The organism is Methylobacterium organophilum (assembly GCF_022179465.1).
Taxonomy (GTDB): Bacteria; Pseudomonadota; Alphaproteobacteria; order Rhizobiales; family Beijerinckiaceae; genus Methylobacterium; species Methylobacterium organophilum.
Window position 1 is genome coordinate 44,524 of sequence record NZ_BPQV01000001.1, and the last position, 22,441, is coordinate 66,964.

The 22,441-nt window shown below is 70.1% G+C and carries 16 protein-coding genes; 12 read left to right on the plus strand and 4 right to left on the minus strand.

Annotated features, from left to right (window positions below; genetic code table 11):
- Positions 1-830 precede the first annotated feature (830 nt).
- Together gyrB and MFF21_RS00195 are read right to left on the minus strand one after the other, a co-directional pair.
- Entirely contained in the window at positions 831-3,278 is a 2,448-nt protein-coding gene (gene gyrB / locus MFF21_RS00190) for a DNA topoisomerase (ATP-hydrolyzing) subunit B (RefSeq protein ID WP_238309177.1), read from the minus strand.
- Positions 3,279-3,495: 217 nt separating this feature from the next.
- Positions 3,496-4,143: an MBL fold metallo-hydrolase gene (locus MFF21_RS00195; RefSeq protein WP_238309178.1), complete on the minus strand. Its 648-nt coding sequence runs from the start codon at positions 4,141-4,143 to the stop codon at positions 3,496-3,498.
- Positions 4,144-4,351: 208 nt separating this feature from the next.
- Between MFF21_RS00195 and MFF21_RS00200 the strand changes: the two genes are divergently transcribed.
- Positions 4,352-4,720 carry a DUF2946 family protein gene (locus tag MFF21_RS00200; RefSeq protein ID WP_238309179.1) on the plus strand — a complete coding sequence of 123 codons (369 nt, stop codon included), beginning with the start codon at positions 4,352-4,354 and terminating at the stop codon, positions 4,718-4,720.
- Positions 4,721-4,793: 73 nt separating this feature from the next.
- Positions 4,794-7,106, plus strand: coding sequence for a TonB-dependent receptor family protein (locus MFF21_RS00205; protein ID WP_238309180.1), 2,313 nt, complete (start codon positions 4,794-4,796; stop codon positions 7,104-7,106).
- Positions 7,107-7,128: 22 nt separating this feature from the next.
- Here the strand turns inward: MFF21_RS00205 and MFF21_RS00210 are convergent, their stop codons facing one another.
- Positions 7,129-8,796 (minus strand): alpha-amylase family protein, encoded by a 1,668-nt coding sequence (locus MFF21_RS00210; RefSeq protein WP_238309622.1) that lies wholly within the window; start codon positions 8,794-8,796, stop codon positions 7,129-7,131.
- Between the two features lie 196 nt (positions 8,797-8,992).
- Here MFF21_RS00210 and MFF21_RS00215 point away from each other — a divergent pair, with 196 nt between their 5' ends.
- The 9 genes from MFF21_RS00215 to MFF21_RS00255 all read left to right on the plus strand — a co-directional run bounded on the left by MFF21_RS00215 (position 8,993) and on the right by MFF21_RS00255 (position 20,050).
- The gene (locus tag MFF21_RS00215; RefSeq protein WP_238309181.1) at positions 8,993-9,481 is read left to right on the plus strand and encodes a hypothetical protein; all 489 of its coding nucleotides are present in this window, start codon (positions 8,993-8,995) and stop codon (positions 9,479-9,481) included.
- Between the two features lie 146 nt (positions 9,482-9,627).
- The gene (locus MFF21_RS00220) at positions 9,628-10,206 is read left to right on the plus strand and encodes a hypothetical protein (protein WP_238309182.1); all 579 of its coding nucleotides are present in this window, start codon (positions 9,628-9,630) and stop codon (positions 10,204-10,206) included.
- Positions 10,207-10,354: 148 nt separating this feature from the next.
- Positions 10,355-13,363 (plus strand): penicillin-binding protein 1A, encoded by a 3,009-nt coding sequence (locus MFF21_RS00225; protein WP_238309183.1) that lies wholly within the window; start codon positions 10,355-10,357, stop codon positions 13,361-13,363.
- Between the two features lie 47 nt (positions 13,364-13,410).
- Positions 13,411-14,457 carry a hypothetical protein gene (locus tag MFF21_RS00230; protein WP_238309184.1) on the plus strand — a complete coding sequence of 349 codons (1,047 nt, stop codon included), beginning with the start codon at positions 13,411-13,413 and terminating at the stop codon, positions 14,455-14,457.
- 194 nt (positions 14,458-14,651) lie between these two features.
- Positions 14,652-16,571 (plus strand): ABCB family ABC transporter ATP-binding protein/permease, encoded by a 1,920-nt coding sequence (locus MFF21_RS00235; protein WP_238309185.1) that lies wholly within the window; start codon positions 14,652-14,654, stop codon positions 16,569-16,571.
- Between the two features lie 166 nt (positions 16,572-16,737).
- Entirely contained in the window at positions 16,738-17,661 is a 924-nt protein-coding gene (locus MFF21_RS00240; protein ID WP_238309186.1) for a sensor domain-containing diguanylate cyclase, read from the plus strand.
- A 60-nt stretch (positions 17,662-17,721) separates the two neighbouring features.
- Complete coding sequence (locus tag MFF21_RS00245) at positions 17,722-18,432, plus strand: phosphatidylserine decarboxylase (protein WP_238309187.1); 711 nt, start codon at positions 17,722-17,724, stop codon at positions 18,430-18,432.
- A gap of 5 nt (positions 18,433-18,437) precedes the next feature.
- The gene (locus MFF21_RS00250) at positions 18,438-19,280 is read left to right on the plus strand and encodes a CDP-alcohol phosphatidyltransferase family protein (protein ID WP_238309188.1); all 843 of its coding nucleotides are present in this window, start codon (positions 18,438-18,440) and stop codon (positions 19,278-19,280) included.
- A gap of 371 nt (positions 19,281-19,651) precedes the next feature.
- Positions 19,652-20,050 (plus strand): phospholipase A2 family protein, encoded by a 399-nt coding sequence (locus tag MFF21_RS00255; RefSeq protein WP_238309189.1) that lies wholly within the window; start codon positions 19,652-19,654, stop codon positions 20,048-20,050.
- 46 nt (positions 20,051-20,096) lie between these two features.
- Here MFF21_RS00255 and MFF21_RS00260 read toward each other — a convergent pair whose 3' ends face one another.
- A complete protein-coding gene (locus MFF21_RS00260) occupies positions 20,097-20,495 on the minus strand; it encodes a DUF3775 domain-containing protein (protein ID WP_238309190.1) in 399 nt (132 codons plus the stop codon).
- A 198-nt stretch (positions 20,496-20,693) separates the two neighbouring features.
- On the opposite strand from MFF21_RS00260, the gene MFF21_RS00265 reads away from it, so the two are divergent.
- The gene (locus tag MFF21_RS00265) at positions 20,694-22,187 is read left to right on the plus strand and encodes a hypothetical protein (RefSeq protein WP_238309191.1); all 1,494 of its coding nucleotides are present in this window, start codon (positions 20,694-20,696) and stop codon (positions 22,185-22,187) included.
- Positions 22,188-22,441 lie beyond the last annotated feature (254 nt).

Here is a 22,441-nt window from a genome sequence, read left to right on the forward strand (position 1 = left end):
GGCGGGCCGCAAGGCATGGTGGCCGCGTGCGAGCATGGCCGTGTGGCGGCGCGTTTCCCGGACCGGAACGTCCTCGGAGAGGACCGGCCGACGGGGTACGACGCCGCGACGAGGAAGAAGGGCGCGGGCCTGTCGCCGCGCTCGTGGGTCCAAGACACGACGGTGATGCGTACTTCCTGACCGAAGGCGGGCCATTCGCACCTGACCTCGATTGCGGTCGAGTGTTCTATGAACCTGGCGAGGACTTCGGGATCATCAACGATCCGACGGACGGGCGCGACCCGCCGTTCAAGAGCGAGCCTGGCTCGTTGAGAAATGCTCGGCGACGGGTGAAGCCGAGAGGCCGATTTCCGGCCGACGTGCCTCCCGGTGGGCGTAGTTGGCGGGGCGCGGTGCATCCGGGGGGATGCCGCGGCCGCGCCGTTATTCACCAAGCTTTGCTATTTTCCCTACGCGTAAGCACCAGATTACCTTTAAGCAAAGACAGCCGACTGTCCGTGGATCTCCCGAACCAGGTGAGATCTCAAGCTGGCGTTGGCTTTCACGTCGGAAGTAGGCACTTGCGCCTGTCCCGTGCTATAACGAGCGCCACGGATGGCGCGCGCTCTTTTCGCCCTCGGTCTCGAACGCCAGCTGCCTGTTGAACGCACCAGGATGCCCGGGAAGAACACTTAATCGCTTTCATAGGTCAGCCTATTCGCTTTGAAAGGCAGCCTAATCACTTTCCCCCAGAGCCGCGAGGGTCGAACTTCTCAGTAAATCCGGTCAAGTTACCCTTCCATAGGGTCAAACTTTACTGAGAAATTACAGTCCGGACGCCGCCCTCTCGCTCAGACGTCGAGATTGGCGACGCTCAGCGCGTTTTCCTGGATGAACTCGCGGCGGGGCTCCACCACGTCGCCCATCAGCTTCACGAACAGATCGTCCGCATCGGTCAGGTCCTTCACCTTCACCTGGAGCAGCGAGCGCGTCTCCCGGTCGAGGGTGGTCTCGAAGAGCTGGTGCGGGTTCATCTCGCCCAGGCCCTTGTAGCGCTGGAGCTGCAGCCCCTTGCGGCCGAAAGCCATCACCGCCTCGAACAGGGCCACGGGGCCGTGCAGCACCGTCTCGTCGCCCTTGCGGGCCAGCGTCACCGGCTCGCCGTAGATCTCCTGCAGCGCCTCGGAGCGGTCCGCCAGGCGGCGGGCCTCCTGCGAGGCGATCAGGCTCGCATCCAGCGTCGAGACCTGCTTCACGCCGCGCAACGTCCGGCTGAAGACGTAGCCGCCCTCGGAGGCCGCCCCGGTCCAGCCCCGCTCGATATCCTCGGCGATGCGGTCGAGCCGCTTGGCCGCGACATCGGCCAGCACCTCGGCCTCGCTGGGATTCTCCGCCGCGTCCCGGGCGAAGGCGCCGGCCAGCACGGCCTGCTCCACCACCGAGCGGTCGTAGCGGGTGTGGAGCCCCTGCAGGATGCTGCGGAAGCCGCGGGCCTCCTCCACCAGGGTCTTGAGCTGCTCGCCGCCGAACTCCGTGCCGGAGGCGAGGCGCAGCACCGCCCCCTCGACGCCCTGGTCGATCAGGTAGTCCTCGAGCGCCCGCTCGTCCTTCAGGTAGATCGTGCGGCGGCCGCGCTCGGCTTTGTAGAGCGGCGGCTGCGCGATGTAGAGGTGCCCGCGCTCGATCACCTCCGGCATCTGCCGGAAGAAGAAGGTGAGCAGCAGCGTGCGGATATGCGAGCCGTCCACGTCCGCATCGGTCATGATGATGATGCGGTGGTAGCGCAGCTTCTCCGGGTTGAAGCCCTCGCGGTCCGTCGAGGAGCGGCCGATGCCGGCCCCGAGCGCCGTGATCAGCGTGCCGATCTCCGCCGAGGACAGCATGCGGTCGGCGCGCACGCGCTCGACGTTGAGGATCTTGCCGCGCAGCGGCAGCACCGCCTGGAAGGTGCGGTCGCGGCCCTGCTTGGCCGAGCCGCCGGCGGAATCGCCCTCCACCAGCAGCAGCTCGCACTTGGACGGGTCGCGCTCCTGGCAATCGGCGAGCTTGCCCGGGAGCGAGGCGATGTCGAGGGCGCCCTTGCGGGTGATGGTCTCGCGCGCCTTGCGCGCCGCCTCGCGGGCGGCGGCGGCGAGCACGACCTTGCCCATCACGGAGCGGGCCTCGCCGGGATGCTCCTCCAGCCAGTTGGACAGGCCCTCGTTGAGGATGTTCTCGACCGCGGGACGCACCTCGGAGGAGACGAGCTTGTCCTTGGTCTGCGAGGAGAATTTCGGGTCGGGCACCTGCACCGAGACGATGGCGGTCAGGCCCTCGCGGCAATCGTCGCCGGTGAGCGCCACCTTCTCCTTCTTGGCGATGCCGGAGGACTCGGCATAGCCCGTGAGCTGGCGGGTGAGCGCCGCGCGGAAGCCGGCGAGATGGGTGCCGCCGTCGCGCTGGGGGATGTTGTTGGTGAAGGGCAGCACCGTCTCGTTGAACGAGTCGTTCCACCAGAACGCGCATTCGACGCGGATGCCGTCGCGCTCGCCCAGCACCGTGACCGGCTTCGACATGCCCTCGACCGGCTTCCGGGAGCGGTCGAGATAGCGCACGAAGGCCTCGACGCCGCCCTGGTAGCAGAGCTCCTCGCGCTTGTGCTCGGCATGGCGCGCATCGGTGAGCACGATGCGCACGCCCGAATTGAGGAAGGCGAGCTCGCGCAGGCGCTTCTCCAGCGTCGGGTAGTCGAACTCGATCATCGAGAAGGTTTCGGGCGAGGGATAGAAGGTCACCTCGGTGCCCCGGCGCTCGCCGGCCGGGCCGACCACCTCCAGCGGCGCCACGGCATCGCCGTGGCGGAACTCCATGCGGTGCTCCTTGCCGCCGCGCCAGATCCGCAGCTTGAGGCAGGTGGAGAGGGCGTTGACCACCGAGACGCCGACGCCGTGCAGGCCGCCGGAGACCTTGTAGGAATTCTGGTCGAACTTCCCGCCCGCATGCAGCTGGGTCATGATGACCTCGGCCGCCGAGACGCCCTCCTCCTTGTGGATGTCGGTGGGGATGCCGCGGCCGTTGTCGGTGACCGTGCAGGAGCCGTCGGCGTTCAGCGTCACCGTGACGAGGTCCGCGTGGCCCGCGAGCGCCTCGTCGATGGCGTTGTCCACCACCTCGTAGATCATGTGGTGGAGGCCGGAACCGTCGTCGGTGTCGCCGATATACATGCCGGGCCGCTTGCGGACCGCATCAAGGCCCTTCAGCACGCGGATCGATTCTGCGCCGTAGCTCTCGGCGTGTTCGTTGTTCTCGTTATCGGACATGCAGTTCCTCGGGCAGGCGGTTTCCGGCTTCGTGGTTCCCACGCGAGGGCCTCGTCGGCCCAGGCGCGCGCCTGCGATTCGTTCGGGTCCCCTGATATAGGGGTTTCGCCTTGGGATTACATCGTTTTCCGGCCACCGAGCGCCGCCTGATCCCCCCTCTTGAAGGGGGGAGCTTAACGCGGCGTTAGGGCCCTGCCGGGGGCTCGCGGGGTCCGCCTCAATCCTGCAGGAACGGGTTCGTCGCGCGCTCCTTGCCGAGGGTGCTGGTCGGGCCGTGGCCGGGGATGAAGGCGACGTCGTCGCCGAGGGGCAGCACCTTCTCCTTGATCATGCGGATGAGCTGCTCATGATTGCCGCCGGGCAGGTCCGTGCGGCCGACCGAACCCTGGAACACCACGTCGCCGACCAGCGCGAAGCGGGCGTCCCGGCTCACGAACACGACGCTGCCCGGGGAATGGCCGGGGGCGTGCAGGATGTCGAAGCCGAGGCCGCCGACCGTGACGCTGTCGCCCTCGTCGAGCCAGCGGTCGGGGGTGACGGCGCGGGCGCCGTCGAGGCCGTAATCGGCGCCGGTCAGCGGCAGGCTGTCGAGCAGGAACTTGTCGGCCGCGTGCGGGCCCTCGATCGGCACGCCGCCGAGGCGCTCCTTCAGCTCGGCCGCGCCGCCGGCATGGTCGATATGGCCGTGGGTGAGCAGGATCTTCTCGACCTTCACCCCCTGATCCCGGATCGCCTTCTCGATGCGCTCGAGGTCGCCGCCCGGATCGACCACCGCGCCGACCTTGGTGGCCTCGTCCCAGATCAGGGTGCAGTTCTGCTGGAAGGGCGTGACCGGGATGATCCCGGCGCGGGGCGTTCCTGGCATGGCGGTCCCTGTGCGCGAAAGGCGCCCTGGCGGCGCGTCCTGCCGCCTTCTAGCGCGGAACGCCGGCCGGGGCATCCCGGGCCGGCGGCGTGACCGCCCGGCCACAAGGTGTCCCCATGCGCCCGGAACGCGCCGGCCAAGCGCGGCCGTGGCTGGCGGGCCCATCACGCGCCCGCTATCGCTGCCGCCGCGGAACGAAGTGGGGCACGTGGCGCAGCGCGGCATCATCGGAGCGGGGCTGATCCTCCTCGCGCTCTGGCTCCAGGCCCTGGCCCCCGCGGCCGCCCTGCGCGCCATGGCGCTCGCCGCCGATCCCGTCGCCCATGCCGTGATCTGCGGCCCTTCCGGCGCGGAGACGGACCCGGACGAGCCCGCCCAACAGGCCCCGCACGCCGCCTGCCAGCTCTGCGGCCTCTGCGCCGCGGGCCTGACCGGCGCCATCCTCCCGGCCGCGCCGCCCGCCCTGGCCGCCCCGTCCTGGCGGATCGCCGCCGCCTGGCCGATCCCGCCCCCGCCCGCCCGGATCGTTTCCGACCATCCTTCCGGCCAGCCCCGCGCGCCGCCCGCCTTCGTCTGATCGCCAGCGCCCTTCCCGACGCCCTCCGCGGCGGTGCCGCCCGCACGCCGCCGGATCAGACGAGTCTTCCCCGATGCCTTCCTCCCTCCCGCAGGGCCCTGCCGCCCGTGCGTCCCTCCTCCGTGCGCCCGCCCTCCTCGCCGTCCTGCTCCTGCCCGCGACGCCGGCCTGGGCCGAGGATTCCCCCGCCATCACCCTCGAAGAGGTCTCCGTCGCCGGCACCGGCAAGGCGTTCGGCGTCGCGGCCCCGCCCGGCTCGGCCGCGGCGGTGATCGAGCATCCCGTGGGCCAGGTGGTCACCGCGGTGGGCCGCGAGAACGTCATCGCCAACCGGCCGGCCACCGGGATCGGCGCGGTGCTGCTCAACAGCCCGGGCGTCACCGTGCGCCAGGGCAACGGCGCCCGCGACGTCGTGATCTCGATCCGCGGCAACAACGCCCGCTCCACCGGCGTGACCCGCAACATGGTGGTGCTGGAGGACGGCTTCGTCGTCACCCAGCCCGAGGGCTTCACGCGGTTCGATCTGGTGGATCCCCGCGCCTATTCGCGCATCGACGTCTTCCGCGGCCCGCAATCGGCGCTGTTCGGCAACTTCGCCACCGGGGGCGCCCTGGCCTTCCGCACCCGCACCGGCCGCGAGATCGACGGCTACGAGGTCGGCACCGATGCCGGCAGCTACGGGCTGCTCAGCAACTACTTCACCGTCGGCGGCGTGAGCGGCCCCGTCGAGATCAGCCTGTTCGCGAGCGACGTGCGCGGCAACGGCTATCAGGAGCATACCGGCTACGACACGCAGACGGTGAACCTGCTCGCGAGCTACACCCCGACGCCGGACAATCGCTTCACGCTCAAGGTGATCGACAACGAGGTGCATGCCGACATCGCCGGCCGCGCCTCCCTCGACGAGTACCGGCTCAACCCCTTCCAGCGCAGCTGCGCGAGCGCCGCGACGGCGGCGCCGGGCTGCGTGACCTACTCGCTCTTCCGGAACGGCGCCTTCGGGACGAGGATTCCCGTGACGGCCGCGCAGATCGGCCTGGAGCGGAAGGACCGGCGCACCATCGTCGCCGCGCGATGGGAGCACGACGTGGACGCCGACACGACCTGGCGGATCCAGGCCGGCTTCGACGAGCGCAACATCAACCAGGCCTTCTACACCTCGTCGGGGCGCGGCAGCATCCCCTCCCTCAACGTCCTGGCCGACGTGACCCACCGCTCGGAGCTGTTCGGCCTGCCGGCCCTCACCTACGCGGCCCTGAACCTCAGCGCGCTGGACGGCCACTCGCCGACCTTCAACCTCACGCCCTTCGCCGGGCCGCGCCTCGGCGCCCTGATCGGCGACCAGTTCTCGCAGCAGGCCAATCTCGGCGGGCGCGCCCGCACGGAGCTCGCCCTCTCGGAAAGCTGGACGGGCGTGCTCGGCATCAGCGCCGAGAACACCTGGATCAAGGGGCGCAACCTCGCCTATTCCTACACCAACGGCAGCCTGACCCGCAGCCTCGCCACGGCCGACCGCAGCTTCCTCAACGTCGCGCCGGAACTGGCCCTGGTCTACCGGCCGAACGAGGCCCTCGCCGTCCGGGGGCGCGTCGCCACGGGCTACGCGACGCCGGGGGCGAGCAACCTCTTCGTCACCTCCGCCGGCCTGCCGGGCAACAACACGCAGCTGCAGACGCAGGAGAATCTCGGCTTCGACCTCGGCGCGGACTGGACGCCGCTGCCGGACCTTCGCCTCAGCCTGACCGGCTTCTACGAGTTCTATCGCAACGAGCTCCTGTCCCAGTCGCCGGGCTTCGGGCTCCTCAGCTACACCTTCAACGCCCCCGCCTCGGAGCATCGCGGCATCGAGTTCGGCGCGGAGTGGCTGTTCGGGGAGGGCTGGCGCGGCACCCTCGCCTATACCTTCGACGACCAGTTCTACACCGACTACGTGGAGCAGCTGAGCGCCGGGGCGGCGCCGGTCCGGTTCGACCGCGCCGGCCACGCGATCCCCGGCGTGCCGGCCCACCAGCTCCTCGCCCGGATCGGCTACGACGTGCCGGCCGGCCCCCTGGCCGGCCTCGGGGCCTTCGCGGAAACGATCGTGCAGGACGGCTACTACCTCGACAACGCCAACCTGCTGCGGGTGCCGGGCTACGCGATCGTCAACCTCAACATCCACTATTCGCGCCTGCTGCCGGCCGGCTACGCCAAGCGGATCGACCTCTACGGGGAGGTCCGCAACGTGTTCGACACGACCTACATCGCCTCCGCCAATCCCCTCGCCAACTCGCTCAACGCGACGACGGGTCTGCAGAACGGGCGCGACGTGCTCGCGGCGACCTCCGGCTCGATCTATGCCGGCGCCCCGCGCACCTTCGTGGCCGGGATGAAGCTGAGCTTCTGAAGGGCCGGCGCAACGCGGGCGATCAGTTCGCGCTGCGCTTCAACAACGCGTCGAGGCCGCCGACGCGGTACCAGTGGTAGCCGTAGCCCTCCAGCACGATGCCGTGGCGGCCATCCGCCCCCGCTTCGCTGCGGGCGCCGGTGAGGAGGTCGACCAGCACGGCGCCCTCCGGCCCCGGCACGCCGGTCTCAAAGCGGGCCTCGACGGGCTTGGCGTCGAGGTTGTGCAGGCAGAGCACGGAGTTGTTGCGCCAGTCGTAGCGCAGGGCGAGCACGGCGTTCTCGCCGGTCTCGATCACCGTGAAGTCGCCCCAGCCGATCTCCGGCACCTCCTTGCGCATACGGATCACGCTCTGCATCCAGTTGAGCAGGGAGCGCGGGGCGTGGCGCTGCGCGGCGACGTTGACGTGCGGGTAGCCGTAGGGCCCCGCGTCGATGGGCGGGCTCACCGGCCGGTCGCTGCGGGTGAAGCCGCCCTGGGCGTCGGCGGTCCATTGCATCGGCGTGCGGGCGCAGTCGCGCTCCGGGATCGAGAGGTCGTCGCCCATGCCGATCTCGTCGCCGTAGCGCAGCACCGGGGTGCCCGGCAGGGAGAACATCAGGGCATAGGCGAGCTCCAGCCAGCGCTGGTCGCCGTTGAGCATCGGCGCGAGCCGGCGGCGGATGCCGCGGTCGTAGAGCTGCATGCTCTTCTCGGGGCCGAACTTCGCGAAGACCGCCTGCCGCTGGGCCTCGGTCAGGCGGCCGAGATCGAGCTCGTCGTGGTTGCGCAGGAACATCGCCCACTGGGCCGAGGGCGGCCGGTTCCAGGTCTTCTTCAGGGCCTTGACCAGGGGCCGCACATCCGCGGCGGCGAGCGCGTAGAACAGGGCCTGGTTGACCTGGAAGTTGAACATCATGTGCATGCGGTCGGCATCGTCGCCGAAATAGGCCATGTCGTCCTTCGGCAGCACGTTGGCCTCGGCCAGGATGATGGCGTCGCCCGAGCGCCATTGCAGGAATTCGCGGAAGTCCCGGAGCAGGTCGAACTGCTCCTTGGGCGCGCCCTTCACCGCGGCGCCCTTCTGGGCGATCACGAAGGGCACCGCGTCCATGCGGAAGCCGGAGACGCCGAGTTCCAGCCAGAAGCCCATGATCTTGAGGATCTCGGCCTGCACCTCCGGGTTGGCGGTGTTCAGGTCGGGCTGGAAGTCGAAGAAGCGGTGGAAGTACCAGGCCTTCGCCGTCTCGTCGTAGCTCCAGGTCGTCTTCTGCACGCCCGGGAAGACCATGCCCTCGTCGTAATCGGCCGGCCGCGTCTTCGACCAGACATACCAGTCGCGGTAGCGCGAGGCCGGGTCGGAGCGGGCCGCCCGGAACCAGGGATGCTGGTCCGAGGTGTGGTTGACTACGAGGTCGATGATGACCTTGAGCCCCCGCTGCTTGGCCGCATGGGTGAAGGCCACGAAGTCGCCGAGCGAGCCGTAGGCCGGATCGACCCCGTAATAGTCGGTGATGTCGTAGCCGTGGTCGCGCTGGGGCGAGGGCTGGAACGGGTGCAGCCAGAGCGCGGTGACGCCGAGGCCGAGCAGGTAGTCCAGCCGCCGCTCGAGGCCGGCGAAGTCGCCGGTGCCGTCCCCGTCGGCATCCATGAAGGTCCCGACCGACAGGCAGTAGAACACCGCGTTCTTGTACCAGAGGTCGCGGATCACGCTGGCTTTCATGGAACGGGCTCCGGACGGCGACCCGGCTCAACCCCAGCAAGAGCTTAACCGTTCCGCGAGAGTCCGGTGAGGATCGCGGGACGATTGCAGGATGTTTGCCCAGGCAAGCTTGACGGCACGAACGGTGCCCGTGAAGCGTGACGACAACACCGCGCGATCGAGACGGTGTCCTTGGGGGCGTTCGATGAAGACTTGGATCCTGGGCGTGGCGCTGGCCGCCGCGCTGACGTCGTCGGCCCATGCGCGCAACTTCGCCGTGCCGAACGGGAACCCGGCGGTCACCATCGTCGTGCCGGACGACTGGAAGATCAAGGAAATCGATTACGGCTATTCCGCCAAGTCGCCCGACAGCGCGGTGATGTTCTATGTCGAGTACGCCAAGGGCAAGAAGCTCGACGCGATGATCAATCTGAACAAGGATTGGATGGCCGAGAACGAGATCGACGGTTCTGTAAAGCCGGAAGAGCGCGAGATGGACTTCAACGGCACCAAGGGCCAGGTGCTGCGCTACAACACCACCGATTCTCAAGGAAAGACCATCGTCGACTTCGTGCTGCTCGAAGGCGGCGGCGGCAACGTGGTCATGCTGACGCTCTGGGGCTCCCAGGAGGAGCGCGCGGCCAATTCCGAGGCCATCAGCGGCATCATGAAAAGCGTGCGGCCGATCCGGTAGGCGACCGGCCGCCTGACAAGCCTCCGGCCGATCGGAGCGGATCGCGCCGGCTCCCCTCTCCCCGCCCGAAACCGGGCGGCCCCGGGCTCCGTCGGGAAGAGCAGACAGCCGGATCAACCGGACCCGGCACGATAAGGATCTCCAAGATGAAGCGCGTGGTCGCGGGCCTGGTGCTGGTGCTGCTCTCGGGCGTGGCCGCCCGGGCGGCGGAGGATTTCTGGGGAGGGGCCGCCCCGAAACCGGCCGCCCCGGTGCGGAGCGCGGGCGGCGGCCTCGCCGAGGTGGAATCCCTGGAGGCGGCGCTCGCCGAGGCCTGGGAGAAGACCCCGCTGACCCAGCGCCACGTCGTCTTCGTCGCGGAGAAGGCGGCACTCTACGGCGCCTACACGGAGCGCCCCTCGCGCGTCTTCGCCAAGGGCGAGGATCTCGTGACCTATCTCGAGCCCATCGGCTTCACCTGGAAGGCGGATGCCGACGGGGTGAACCATTTCGGCTTCGTGCTCGACTTCACGGTGAAGAGCCGGGACGGCAAGGTGCTCGCCGGGCAGGACGGGTTCCAGCGCTTCGACTTCGCGAGCCGCTACAAGAACCGCGAGGTCTTCATGAACATCACCATGTCGCTGAACGGCATCGAGCCGGGCGACTACGTGCTCGGCTACACCCTGCACGACCGCAACGGCAACAAGGTCTCGCGCTTCGAGCAGCCCTTCGCGATCAAGGAGTGAGCGGGCGGGCGGCCATGGCCGGCTCCCCGGCCGGCGCACCTTAAAACAGCCGCGTTGTGCACCCCATCTTGCGGGGGCCCGCCCTGCGGGCGCCCGAGCGCGGCCCCCGCCGCGGGCGGGCCTCCCGTCCGCCCGCGCTCCGGTCTGAATGAACCCCATCCTGATCAAGCTGTTCGCGACGGCGCTGACGCTCAGCCAGGTCACGACGCGGCCCGACGACGTCCGCACGCGCTTCGATCCGGCCACGGACGGGCCGCAGGTGGTGCAGATCCTGCGCGACGGCTGCGCCCATATGCGCAAGGCCTTCGACATCGAGGACATCAACCTCGACGAGCTCATCAGCACGGCGATGGAGGATCCGAGCGCGGTCGCCGGCGACAACGCGCCCAAGATCCTGCACGGGCTCGACCTGACCGAGCTGAACACGAGCTACAAGCAGTTCTGCAAGGGCGAGAACCCGGCCTCCTCCCCCTTCGACCCGAAGGCGGTGATCGCGTTCTACAACAAGGCCGTGACCGACCTGCCCTCCGCCGAGGCGCTGAGGGACGCCAAGCTGCCCGGCGCGACCGTGATCCTCGACCAGGCCGGGAAGCCCTATTCGGAAACCTTCGAAGCCAACGGCCGCCGCCTCGCGGTGCCCGTCGGCGCGATCCCCGATATGGTCCGGCAGGCCTTCGTCGCGGCCGAGGACAAGCGCTTCTACCAGCACCACGGCATCGACGAACGCGGCGTCATCCGCGCCTTCATCGGCAATCTCGCCGCGCCGGGCCGGCCGGCCGGCGGCTCCACCATCACGCAGCAGGTGGTCAAGAACCTGTCGGTGGGCGACGACGTCACCTACGAGCGCAAGATCCGCGAGATGATCGTGGCCGCGCGGCTGGAGCGCATCCTCGACAAGCCGCACATCCTCGGCCTCTACCTCAACGGCATCTATCTCGGCCGCGGCGCCTACGGCATCGAGATGGCGGCGCGCTCCTGGTTCGGGAAGTCGGTCGGGCAGCTCACCCTACCGGAGGCCGCGCTGCTCGCGGGCCTGCCCAAGGGGCCGAACTACTACAGTCCCGACAAATATCCGGAGCGAGCCCGGGAGCGGCGCGCCTACGTGCTGACCCGGATGAAGGAAGACGGCGCGATCACGGACGCGCAACTGAACGAGGCGCTGAAGAGCGACCTCGGCATCCGCCCGCCCGAGACGGCACGGCGGGAGTCCGGCTTCTACTTCGTCGAGCATCTCGGCCGGGAGGCGCGCACCTTCGCCGGCCTCGAATCCCTGACGAGCGCCTCCTACACCGTGCGCTCGACCGTGAATGCCCGCCTGCAGACGGCCACCGAGACGGCCCTGCAGGAGGGGCTCTCCACCTATGAGCGCGCCACCGGCCGCGCCCGCTACGAGGGGCCGGAGCTGAACCTCGCCGAGGCGGTCAGGAAGCTGGAGGCCGCGCCGCCCCCGGCGCCCGAGCCGGCCCCCGCGGAGGAGGCGAAGCCGGTGCCCGTGCCGAGCGGGGTGAAGGCCGGAAAGGCCCTGCCGCCGCCGAAAGCCGCCGCGAAGCCCACGGTGAAGCCCGCCTGGCAGCGCGCCCTCGAAACCGCCCGGCCGGTCCTCTACGACGTGCACTGGCCGCTGGCCGTCGTGCTCCAGACCGGCAAGAACGGCACCAAGGTCGGCCTCGCCGACGGCCGGGTGGCGAGCCTCGATCCGGGGCCGGCCCGCGGCAAGCTCCAGCTCTACGACGCCGTGCGGGTGCGGCTGCGCGACCCCAACGCGCGCGTGCCCCGCGCCGACCTGCGGGTGCGGCCCGCGGTGCAGGGCGCCGCCATCGTGCTCGAGAACCGCACCGGCCGCATCCTCGCCATGACCGGCGGCTTCGCCTATCCCCTGAGCCAGCTCAACCGCGTCACGCAGACGGTGCGCCAGCCGGGCTCCACCCTGAAGCCGCTGACCTATCTCGCCGCGCTCAATGCCGGCCTCCAGCCCAACACCCTGGTGATGGACGCCCCCGTCACCCTGCCGCCGATCGGCGGCATCGGCGAGTCCTGGTCGCCGAAGAACTACGACGGCGGCGGAGCGGGTGCGACCACCCTGCGGCGCGGCCTCGAATTCTCGAAGAACCTCGTCACCGCCCGCCTGCTCCAGGGCGGCATCGCCGAGAAGGCGCCGGCCTCGCTCCAGCGGGTCTGCGACATCGCCCTCGAAGCCCAGCTCTACGCGGAATGCGAGCGCTACTATCCCTTCGTGCTCGGCGCGCAGCCGGTGCGGATGATCGATCTGGCGAGCTTCTACGCGGCCATCGCCAACGAGGGCGGCCGGCCGAGCGCCTATGCGCTGGAGAGCGTCGAGAAGGACGGCAAGGCGGTCTACAGCCGCGCGCCGAAGGATCCGGTGCGGATCGGCTCGGCCGACCGCGTCGCCTTCTACCAGCTCAAGACCATGCTCCAGGGCGTGACCCAGCACGGCACCGCCGCGGCCCTGTCCGGCGTCTCGGCCTATGTGGCCGGCAAGACCGGCACCTCCGAGAACGAGAACGACGCCTGGTTCGCGGGCTTCTCCAACGAGATCACGGTGGTGGTCTGGGTCGGCTACGACAATGCCGACGGCACCCGGAAGACCCTGGGCCGCGGCCAGACCGGCGGCCACGTCTCGGTGCCGATCGCCCGCACCATCTTCCAGGCGGCCTGGGCCAACGGCGTGCCGAAGACGCCGCTCTCCGGCCCCTCGCCGGAGGCGCGGCCCCTGATCGCCGACCGTCTGATCGAGCCCCGCAGCGGCCAGCTCGTCGCGGGCGGCGGCTTCCTGGAGCATTTCCGGGTGAAGGACGGGCGCGTGGCCGACACGCAATACAACCTCGTCCCCCGCGAGACCCTCTACGCCATGCGGCCCGATGGGGAGGACGGCGATCTCGGCGGCGGCGAGGACGGCGCCGACATGGCGGGCGACGCCATCTACGGCCAGCGCCGCCGCGGCGACCTGCTCGATCCCTTCGCCGATCGCGGCGATCCCGCCCCGCAGCGGCGCCCGCCGCAGGACGAGTACAGCCCCTGGCCCGGGCGCAACCGCTACGGCCAGGCCCAGCCCTCGCCCTTCGGCGACGACGAGTCCTATCCGCGCCAGCGCCGCCGCGACCCGGACTACCTGTTCGGCGACGATCCGCGCTACTGAGCCGCCGCCGACGGCCCGGCCCTCCCCCTCTTCCTCAAGGACAAGACGTGATCAGGCAGCTTCCGGCCTCCCTTCTCCTCGCGCTCGGCCTCGCGGCCCAGGCCGCCGCGCAGGAGGGCATGAAGATCCAGCCCGCATCCACGCCCTCCGCCGTGCAGGACGTGCCCTCCCTCGACGGGCAGGCAGTGCCGAAGCCGGGCACGATCCTGTTCACGGACCACCGCGACAAGGCCTCGACCAACCCGGAAAGCGGGCTGATCCTGTTCAAGGACTGGCGCAAGGCGCGTCCCGAGGAAGCCGAGATCCTGGCGCCCTATCCGAGCTATGCCGAGCCGGACTACACCGTGACGCTCAACGGCACGACGAAGCCGCGGCACGAGACCCTGAAGGTCTATGTCGCGGAGGGCCGCTTCACGATCGCCAAGCCCGCCTCCGCCATCGACCTGTCGCGCTTCGCCAAGCTCGATTTCGTCGCGAAGATGGACCCCGCGATCAAGCACAAGGCCCTGCCCCCCGGGGAGGTGACCCCGACCAAGGACCCGGCGGCCGCCTTCGCCAAGCGGCCCGACCGGCCCTGGTGCGGCGCCCCCGAGACGACCTGCATCGAGTCCCGCTACGATCTGGAAGGCAAGCTGCCCCTCGGCGTGAAGCTCGCCAACAAGCTGGAGCTCGGCTCCTCGAAGAAAATCGCGGAATTCGTCTCCTTCCAGAGCGAGCTGCGGCCGCTCTCGGCCTCCGAGGCGGCCGGGTTCGGGGCGCTCACCAGGATCGCGACCCCGCCGAGCGGCGGCCTCGAGCAGACGATCTTCTGGGTCAACCAGATCCTGCGCTTCGGCAAGTTCCTGGCGGTGTTCCAGCCGGCGCCGGACGACCCGAACAAGACCGTGGTGACGACCTACATGGCGCTCGCGGTGAAGGCCGACGTGCTCGACCGCAAGCAGGAATATTCCCGCGTGCCCGTGCTCAAGAACCTGCTGCCGGTGCAGGTGCTGATGGGCAATTCCTCCTTCAACACCGGCACCTCGATCAGCGCCGGCCTGCCGGTCTATGCCCGCAACCGCATCGCCGCCTTCGCGGAGGCTTTGGGCAAGTAAGGCGCATCCGACGCGAACCGGCGGCAGCGCGATCTCCGCGGAATTGCGGCGCCGGCGAGGGGATTCAGGCCTGGGCGCGTGACGAAGCGCGGGGAGCTTCTTCCCCGAAGGCACTGTGACACGCCGCCGGGTGCGTTCGCCGGGCGATGGGCCTATATGCGGCGGACACCACGTCTCTTCAGAACGCTTCCATCATGGCATCCGAACCCGCTCCGGCGGCGGCGCGCGCACCGGCCCCGCCCGCGCGTCCCGGCCTCGTCGCCACGCTCCAGCGCCTCTGGCCCTATCTCTGGCCCCATGGCCGGCGCGACCTCCAGGCCCGCGTCTTCGTCGCCTTCGGGCTGCTGCTCGTGGCCAAGCTCGCCACGATGGTGATGCCCTTCACCTTCAAATGGGCGACCGACGCCCTCGTCGCGGCGGTCGGCGGCAAGGAGCCCTCGCTTCCGACCGGGCTGCTCGCCGCGCCGATGCTGCTGATCGGCGCCTACGGCCTCATCCGCATCGCCATGGCGGCGCTGACGCAGGTGCGCGACGGCCTGTTCGCCAAGGTGGCGATGCACGCCGTGCGCCGCCTGGCGCTCCAGACCTTCGAGCACATGCACCGCCTGTCCCTGCGGTTCCACCTGGAGCGCAAGACCGGCGGCCTCACCCGCGTGCTGGAGCGGGGGCGCAACGGCATCGAGGAGCTGTCGCGCCTGATGGTGCTGACGCTGGTGCCGACCGTCGTGGAGCTGGTGCTCGTGCTCGGCATCCTCGCCTACGAGTTCGACTGGGTCTACTCGGCCGTGGTCGCGGCCATGATCGCCGCCTATCTCGGCTACACCTGGAAGGCGACCGAGTGGCGCATCGCGATCCGGCGGCGGATGAACCATTCCGACACCGACGCCAACGGCAAGGCCGTCGACTCGCTGCTGAACTACGAGACGGTGAAGTATTTCGGCGCGGAGACGCGCGAGACCGAGCGCTACGACGCCTCGATGGCCGCCTACGAGAAGGCCTCGACCCAGACCTACGTCTCCCTCGCCGTGCTGAATGCCGGCCAGGCGATCATCTTCACCATCGGTATGACGGCGGTGATGTGGCTCGCCGCCCGGGACATCCTGGCGGGCCGGGCGACGATCGGCAGCTTCGTGCTCGTCAACACGATGCTGGTTCAGCTCTCGATCCCGCTCAACTTCGTGGGCATGATCTACCGGGAGATCAAGCAGGCGCTCATCGACATCGACGACATGTTCCTGATCCTGCACCGCAATCCCGAGATCGCGGACAGGCCGGGGGCACTTCCCCTGCGGGTGGAGCGCGGCGTCGTGCGCTTCGAGGACGTGCGCTTCGCCTACGACCCGGCCCGGCCGATCCTGCGCGGCGTCTCCTTCGAGGTGCCGGCGGGCCGGACGGTGGCGATCGTCGGCCCCTCGGGGGCGGGCAAGTCGACGCTCTCGCGCCTGCTCTTCCGCTTCTACGAGCCGCAGGAGGGCCGCATCACCATCGACGGGCAGGACATCGCGGCCGTGCGGCAGGAGAGCCTGCGGGCCGCCCTCGGCATGGTCCCGCAGGACACGGTGCTGTTCAACGACACGATCGGCTACAACATCCGCTACGGCCGCTGGGATGCGGACGCCGCGGAGATCCGCGAGGCGGCGCGCCTCGCCCAGATCGATCGCTTCATCGCGAGTCTGCCGGAAGGCTACGACACGCCGGTCGGGGAGCGCGGGCTGAAGCTCTCGGGGGGCGAGAAGCAGCGGGTCGCCATCGCGCGCACCATCCTGAAAGGGCCGCCGATCCTCGTCCTCGACGAGGCGACCTCGGCGCTCGATTCCTTCACCGAGCGGGAGATCCAGTCGGCCCTCGACCGGGTGGCGGAGGGGCGCACCACGCTGGTGATCGCGCACCGCCTCTCGACCGTGGTCAATGCCGACGAGATCCTCGTTCTGGACCACGGCCGCATCGTCGAGCGGGGCACCCATGGCGCGTTGCTGGCGCAGGGCCGCATCTACGCGGCGATGTGGAACCGCCAGCGGGAGGCGGACGCCGCTCTCGAGACCCTGAAGCGCACGGCCGAGGAGGAGGCGATGGAGCAGCTTCCCACGCGCCGGGAGCCGGCGACGGCGGAGTAGCGGCGACCGGGCGCCCAACAAAGATCGTCTTAACCGGCCCCGGTTACGGTCGGTGGGTCGAAAGCGGAGTTGATCGAACCCGCGCATGCCTGGCCCTTCGAGACGATCGCGCTCCCTCCCCACCTCGGCGGGGGAGAGAATTCGGCTGCTCGAAGCGCAGATCCGGTTGCAGAACGCGATCATCCGCGCGCAGGCCAAGGAACTCGCCCATTCCCGCAAGACCTTCGACCGGGCCTCGCAAGCGGCCCGGATCGGCGTGTGGGAATGCGACCTGCCCTCCGAGACGCTGCGCTGGACGGACGTGGTCTACGACCTGTTCGACATGCCGCGCGGCAGCAAGGTCGATCGCGGCCGTGCCCTCGCCTGCTACACGGAGGAGTCGCGCCGCGCGCTCACCGCCCTGCGCAATCGGGCGATCGCCGAGCGAAGCGGCTTCAGCCTCGATGCGGAGATCGTCACCGCCGCCGGCTGCCGCCGCTGGATCCGCCTGACCGCGACCGTCGAGTCGGAGGGCGGGCATGCCGTGCGCATCTTCGGGATGAAGCAGGACATCACCGAGGAGAAGATCCTCTCGGACCGTACCCAGTACCTGGCGAATTTCGACGCCATGACCGGGCTCGCCAACCGCCATCGCTTCCAGGCCCGGCTGCACACGCCCTTCCACGCGCTGATCCTGGTCGACCTCGACGGCTTCAAGGGCGTCAACGACAATTACGGCCACGCGGTGGGCGATGTCTGCCTCGTCGAGACCGCCCGGCGCCTGTCGGATCTCTGCGGCAGGGTCGCCCTCGTCGCCCGCATCGGCGGCGACGAGTTCGCCCTGCTTCTCGATGGGGCGCCCGAAGACGGGCTGGAGGCGCTGGCCGCGCGCATCGTCGCCACCCTCGGCCAGCCGATCCGCCACGGGGGCCTGAGTTTCCACGTCGGCGCCTCGGTCGGCGTCGCCCTCGCGGCCCGGGAGGACCCGGATTCCCTGTTCGGCCAGGCCGATGCCGCCCTCTACGCCGCCAAGAACGCGGGGCGGAATACCTATCGGTTCGCCCCACCCGCTGCCGCACCGGCAGCGGGCCGCCACGAAAGGCGCGGTTGACGCGGGCACGCCCCCCTGCCATCGGGCGAAGGTCCACGCCCGCTGATCCGCCGGAGCCTCATGTCCGACCTCCTCGAGACGATCCGCCGAACGCTCGTGCCGATCCACAAGGAGGGCTATCCCTTCATCCTGATCGGCATCGTGCTCACGGTGCTGTTCGGCTACTTCTCCCAGTTCCTCGGCTGGATCTTCCTGATCCTGACCCTCTGGGTCTGCTACTTCTTCCGCGACCCGGAGCGCGTGGTGCCGGTGGGCGACGGGCTCGTCGTCTCCCCCGCGGACGGCCGGGTGAACCTGATCGCCACGGTGCTGCCCCCGCCCGAGCTCGACCTGCCGCCCGAGCCGATGCTGCGCATCTCGGTCTTCATGAACGTGTTCGACTGCCACGTGAACCGCGTGCCGGTGACGGGCCGGATCGGGCAGATCCACTACACGCCGGGCCTGTTCCTCAATGCCGAGCTGGACAAGGCGAGCGAGGACAACGAGCGCAACGCCCTCGTGATGGAGACGACCCATGCGGGCCGGCCGGTGCGGATCGGCGTGGTGCAGATCGCCGGCCTCGTGGCGCGCCGCATCGTCGGCTTCGTCTCGGCCGGGGATTCGCTCCAGGTCGGCGAGCGCTTCGGCCTGATCCGCTTCGGCTCCCGCGTCGACGTCTACCTGCCCGCCTCGACGCGGGTGCTGGTCGGGCTCGGCCAGAAGGCCGTGGCCGGCGAGACGGTTCTCGCCGATCTCGGGGGTGGCCCGGAGCGGGCGTTTCGCCGTATCTGACCGCGATGGACGATCTCTTCGCCCCCTTCGAGCCCGATCTCAACGAGCCGCGCCGGCGCCGCTTCAAGCCGGTCCCGTTCCGGATGATCGCGCCCAACATGATCACGCTCCTGGCGCTCTGCCTGGGGCTGACCGCGATCCGGCTCGCCTTCGAGGGCAAGTTCGAGCCGGCGGTGATCGCCGTGGTGGTCGCCGCCGTGCTCGACGGCATCGACGGGCGCGTCGCCCGCCTGCTCAAGGGCACCTCGCGCTTCGGCGCGGAGCTCGACTCGCTTGCCGACTTCGTGAATTTCGGCTGCGCCCCGGCCCTGATCCTCTACGGCTTCGCCCTGCACGACCTGCGCTCGGTCGGCTGGATCGGGGCGCTCGTCTTCGCCATCGCCATGGCGCTGCGGCTCGCCCGCTTCAACGCGATGCTGGACGATCCCCACCGGCCGGAATGGAAGAAGGACTTCTTCGTCGGCATGCCCGCCCCCGCCGGCGCGCTGACGGGCATGCTGCCGCTCTATCTCAACTTCCTCGGCCTCTCCTTCGAGGGCTGGGGCGCGCCGGTCATCCTGGCCTATATCCTCGTCATCGCCCTACTCGTGGTCTCCACGGTGCCGACCTTCTCCGGCAAGACCTGGGGCAAGCGCGTGCCCCGCGACTGGGTGGTGCCGATCTTCCTCGTGGTCGTGGTGGGCTTCGGCCTCGTCATCAGCTTCCCCTTCGAGAGCCTGGTGACGGTGAGCCTCGCCTATCTCCTGCTCCTGCCCCTCGGCACCCTCCAGTACCGGCGCCGCCTGAAGCAGGAGCCCGCGCCCGCCCTGCCCGCCTCCGGCCCCGACGCCCCGTCCGAGGGGCCCTGAGCCCCCTCGGGCGGCCCCTCGGCCCTTCGACGATCCCTCCGGCTGCCTCCCGGTCGATCCCGCGGAACGAAATCGGGCCCTGGGCATTCCTGCCCGGGCTCGAAACGGTTCAGAGATCTTGAGAGCAGCCGCGTTTCTCTTCGCTTCTTCCGGAACACGGCGCTCGAACGTCCTCTACCGCGCCCGCGCGTCCTCGCACGGGGCGGCGCGTCGCGACGCGCGCGATCGAGGCTTCACGCGCCGCCTTTCCGCCGAAGAATCCCTGCGCACGCATGCTTGTCGCGGGGGCGCCTCCGCCCATGTTGCGCTGCGAGGGGTTTTCGACAGAGCGGAGGACTTGGACAATGATCGTCCCGAAGACTCGCGATGGCATGAAACGAACGCTGCTCGGCCTCTCGCTTCTCGCGGCCGCCGTGGCGCCTCTTCCGGCGCTGGCGCAGGAGGGGCTGAGCGCGCCGCCCCCGATCACCCTGCCGATCGCCCCCCAGGACAACCCGCTCTCCAACGGCGATCTCGTCTTCTACGGCAATTACTGCGGCCCGGGCAGCAAGGGGCCGGGCCTGCCGCCGATCGATGCCCTCGACGCCGCCTGCATGCATCACGATGCCTGCTCGCCGGCGGTGGGCAGCGGCGCCCTGCCCAGCTGCGGCTGCAACCGCCGGCTCTACAAGGAGGCCCGGGCGGTCTCCTTGCGCCGGGACCTTCCCCAGGACACGCATATGGCCGCCCAGGTCGTGATGGAGGGGGCGAAGACCCTCGCCTGCCGCTGAGCCGCCCACGGCACCGCCGCCTTGACGGCGGTGCCGCCGGAGGGCCTCAGGCCTGCGGCGTGTCGGGCACGATGCCCAGGGCGTCGAGCCCCTCGTCCAGGAGGTCGCTCGCGTTCGGCGTGCCGAGCAGCTCCTTCACCACGCCGTCGCCGGCCGCCTCGCGCTCGCGGGCGAAGCGCACGGCGTTCGGCCATTCGGCGGCCTCCATGTCGCCGCGGCCGACATAGAGGAGGGCGAGCAGGTTGGCACGCTCATCGTCGTTGAGCCCCCTCAGGAACGAGCGGATCTCGCTTTCCGTGGCATCGTCCGTGCCGCTCACGAGCACGTCGGTCGCGCCGTCATCGATGGGGTTCGAGCCGGAATCCGGATCCGTCGGGCCTTCCTTCACCTCGATCGCCCGCAGCCTGAGGATGGTCTCCGTGACCTTGTCGAGGGCGATGTCCATTCACGAAACTCCCGTCTCTGGCATGGCGGCGCGGAGGCGGCTCGCCGGCCCCGCCTTGGAGCCCCGACAACACGCCAGAGGCCCCGCGGGTTCGCTTGCCGGCCGCGGCCTTGGCTCCGCGCCATCCGACGGCCCGAAATCATTGGATGCCGTCGCCACAAGACTTCGCGCAAAAGTTGCGTTTGGCTAGAAGACGTCGTGCCCCTTCCCGATCCGTCCCGCCTCGCCCGTCTCGGTGCCGCCCTCTGGGGTGCCACCCTCCTGGCCGCCACCGGCCTCCCCCGGCCGGCTTCGGCCGAGACGGAGAACAGCCTGCCCGCCTGCTATCCCACGGCCGGAGGCGCCCTGGAGATCTGCCGGAGCTTGGGCGAGCCGGAAGGGCTCCTGTTCGCGCCGCCCCCCTGCGCCTTCGCCTACGGCGTGCAGATCCTCCGCCTGAAATGGCGCGGGGCGCCGGGTCCGCTGCAATTCGTCTATCACGCCGAGCCGAAGCGCGAGACGCGGCGCGGCCACCGGGGGGCGGAGGACGGATGCCCGGGCGATCTGCGCGCCACCGATCCGAGCCTCGGCGGGACGCTGAGGACCGGGCGGCAAGCGGAGCAGCTCGTCGCGACGATGCCCCCCTCCGCCTATCGCTTCTGGGCCGGGCAGGCGGCCTCGGGCGAGGCGCCGCGGCGGAAGAAGCGCCGGCGGGGCCGCAGGGCGCGGGAGGAGCAGCCCCAGGAGATCCGCATGGTCGCCGCGGCCGAGGAGGCCAGCGGCGCCCGGGATCCGATGACCGTGGCCGGCCGCGACTGGGCGGGCGACGACACCTATGCCGTGCTGATGCTCGCCACCGAGACCAACGACCAGGGGCGCCGTCACGTCCTGATCCAGGCCCGCACCGCGGATTTCGAGCATTTCGACCTGCGCACCCGCGACGAGAGCGGCGCCACCGCCTGGACGCCCTTCGGCGAAGAGGCGTCGCAGCCCCGGCGGCGCGGCCGGCGCAACGCGCCGTCGGCGCCGGCCCTGGCACCGGTGCTCGACGAGGCCGGCAAGCCGATCACCGGCCATTGCGCGGCGCAGGGCGCCGAATCCCGCGGGCTGGTCGGCTCCGTGAGCGTGGTCGACCAGACCTATTACTACTTCTACACGGATGTGCTCCCGTCCGATTGCAGCGAGCCGGCGGCCAAGCGCCGGATGGGGCTCTACCTGCGCACCAGCAAGGACGTGATGGCCGAGCGCAGCTGGTCGGCACCGCGCATGATCATCGAGGGGCTGCCGCCGGACACCCTGATGCGGGTGGCCAAGGCCAAGGGCATGGAGCGCTGGGCGGTCGCCTATTCCTGCTTCCGGCCCGCCAACGCCCCGGGCGGCCCGGTGGCGGATGTCTGCCTCCAATACACGGCCACGCTCGCGCCCGGCGCGATCGCGGGCCTCACCCTGTTCTCCGAGCCGGTCGGCGCCGTGCGCTCGCCGGCCTTCCTCGGCCTGCGCTCGGGGGGCGACGGCAGCGGACGCTACGGCCGCGACGGCTTCTTCTGGATGACCGACCGCTACGGCAACCTCGACACGCCGTCGATCTACCCCGGCAAGGACGGCTTCCTGACCTGGCTCGACCGCCAAGCCCCGCGCAGCGACGGCAGCGAGGGGTCGAGCCTCTATGGCCGCCCCGTCTACTGGTCGACCTGGAGCGTGCGGACACGCTAGGCGCTCCCCGCCGACGCGGATCCGGTTCGGCGAAAGACAGCGCGTCAGGGCAAGGGTCTGGGGCCGTGCCCGGATTCGTCTCAGCGCCGCGAGGCAAGGTCGCCCGCGCGCCGGTGCCACATCAGCATCAGGCCCGCCACGACGAGCCACGGGCAGGCGATCCCGATGAAGAACGACATCCGATGTCCTCCCAGGGCGCCGGACGTCGCGGGCCATCCCGCACCGGCGCCGGAATGATAAGCCGGGCCGGCGCC

What these genes read in the sequence shown, in the direction of transcription:
- MFF21_RS00255 (WP_238309189.1), top strand. Translation starts at nt 19,652, where the DNA reads ATGAAACGAACGCTGCTCGGCCTCTCGCTTCTCGCGGCCGCCGTGGCG.
- MFF21_RS00215 (WP_238309181.1), top strand. Translation starts at nt 8,993, where the DNA reads ATGAAGACTTGGATCCTGGGCGTGGCGCTGGCCGCCGCGCTGACGTCG.
- MFF21_RS00235 (WP_238309185.1), top strand. Translation starts at nt 14,652, where the DNA reads ATGGCATCCGAACCCGCTCCGGCGGCGGCGCGCGCACCGGCCCCGCCC.
- MFF21_RS00220 (WP_238309182.1), top strand. Translation starts at nt 9,628, where the DNA reads ATGAAGCGCGTGGTCGCGGGCCTGGTGCTGGTGCTGCTCTCGGGCGTG.
- MFF21_RS00195 (WP_238309178.1), bottom strand. Translation starts at nt 4,143, where the DNA reads ATGCCAGGAACGCCCCGCGCCGGGATCATCCCGGTCACGCCCTTCCAG.
- MFF21_RS00260 (WP_238309190.1), bottom strand. Translation starts at nt 20,495, where the DNA reads ATGGACATCGCCCTCGACAAGGTCACGGAGACCATCCTCAGGCTGCGG.
- MFF21_RS00250 (WP_238309188.1), top strand. Translation starts at nt 18,438, where the DNA reads ATGGACGATCTCTTCGCCCCCTTCGAGCCCGATCTCAACGAGCCGCGC.
- MFF21_RS00245 (WP_238309187.1), top strand. Translation starts at nt 17,722, where the DNA reads ATGTCCGACCTCCTCGAGACGATCCGCCGAACGCTCGTGCCGATCCAC.
- MFF21_RS00205 (WP_238309180.1), top strand. Translation starts at nt 4,794, where the DNA reads ATGCCTTCCTCCCTCCCGCAGGGCCCTGCCGCCCGTGCGTCCCTCCTC.
- gyrB (WP_238309177.1), bottom strand. Translation starts at nt 3,278, where the DNA reads ATGTCCGATAACGAGAACAACGAACACGCCGAGAGCTACGGCGCAGAA.
- MFF21_RS00225 (WP_238309183.1), top strand. Translation starts at nt 10,355, where the DNA reads ATGAACCCCATCCTGATCAAGCTGTTCGCGACGGCGCTGACGCTCAGC.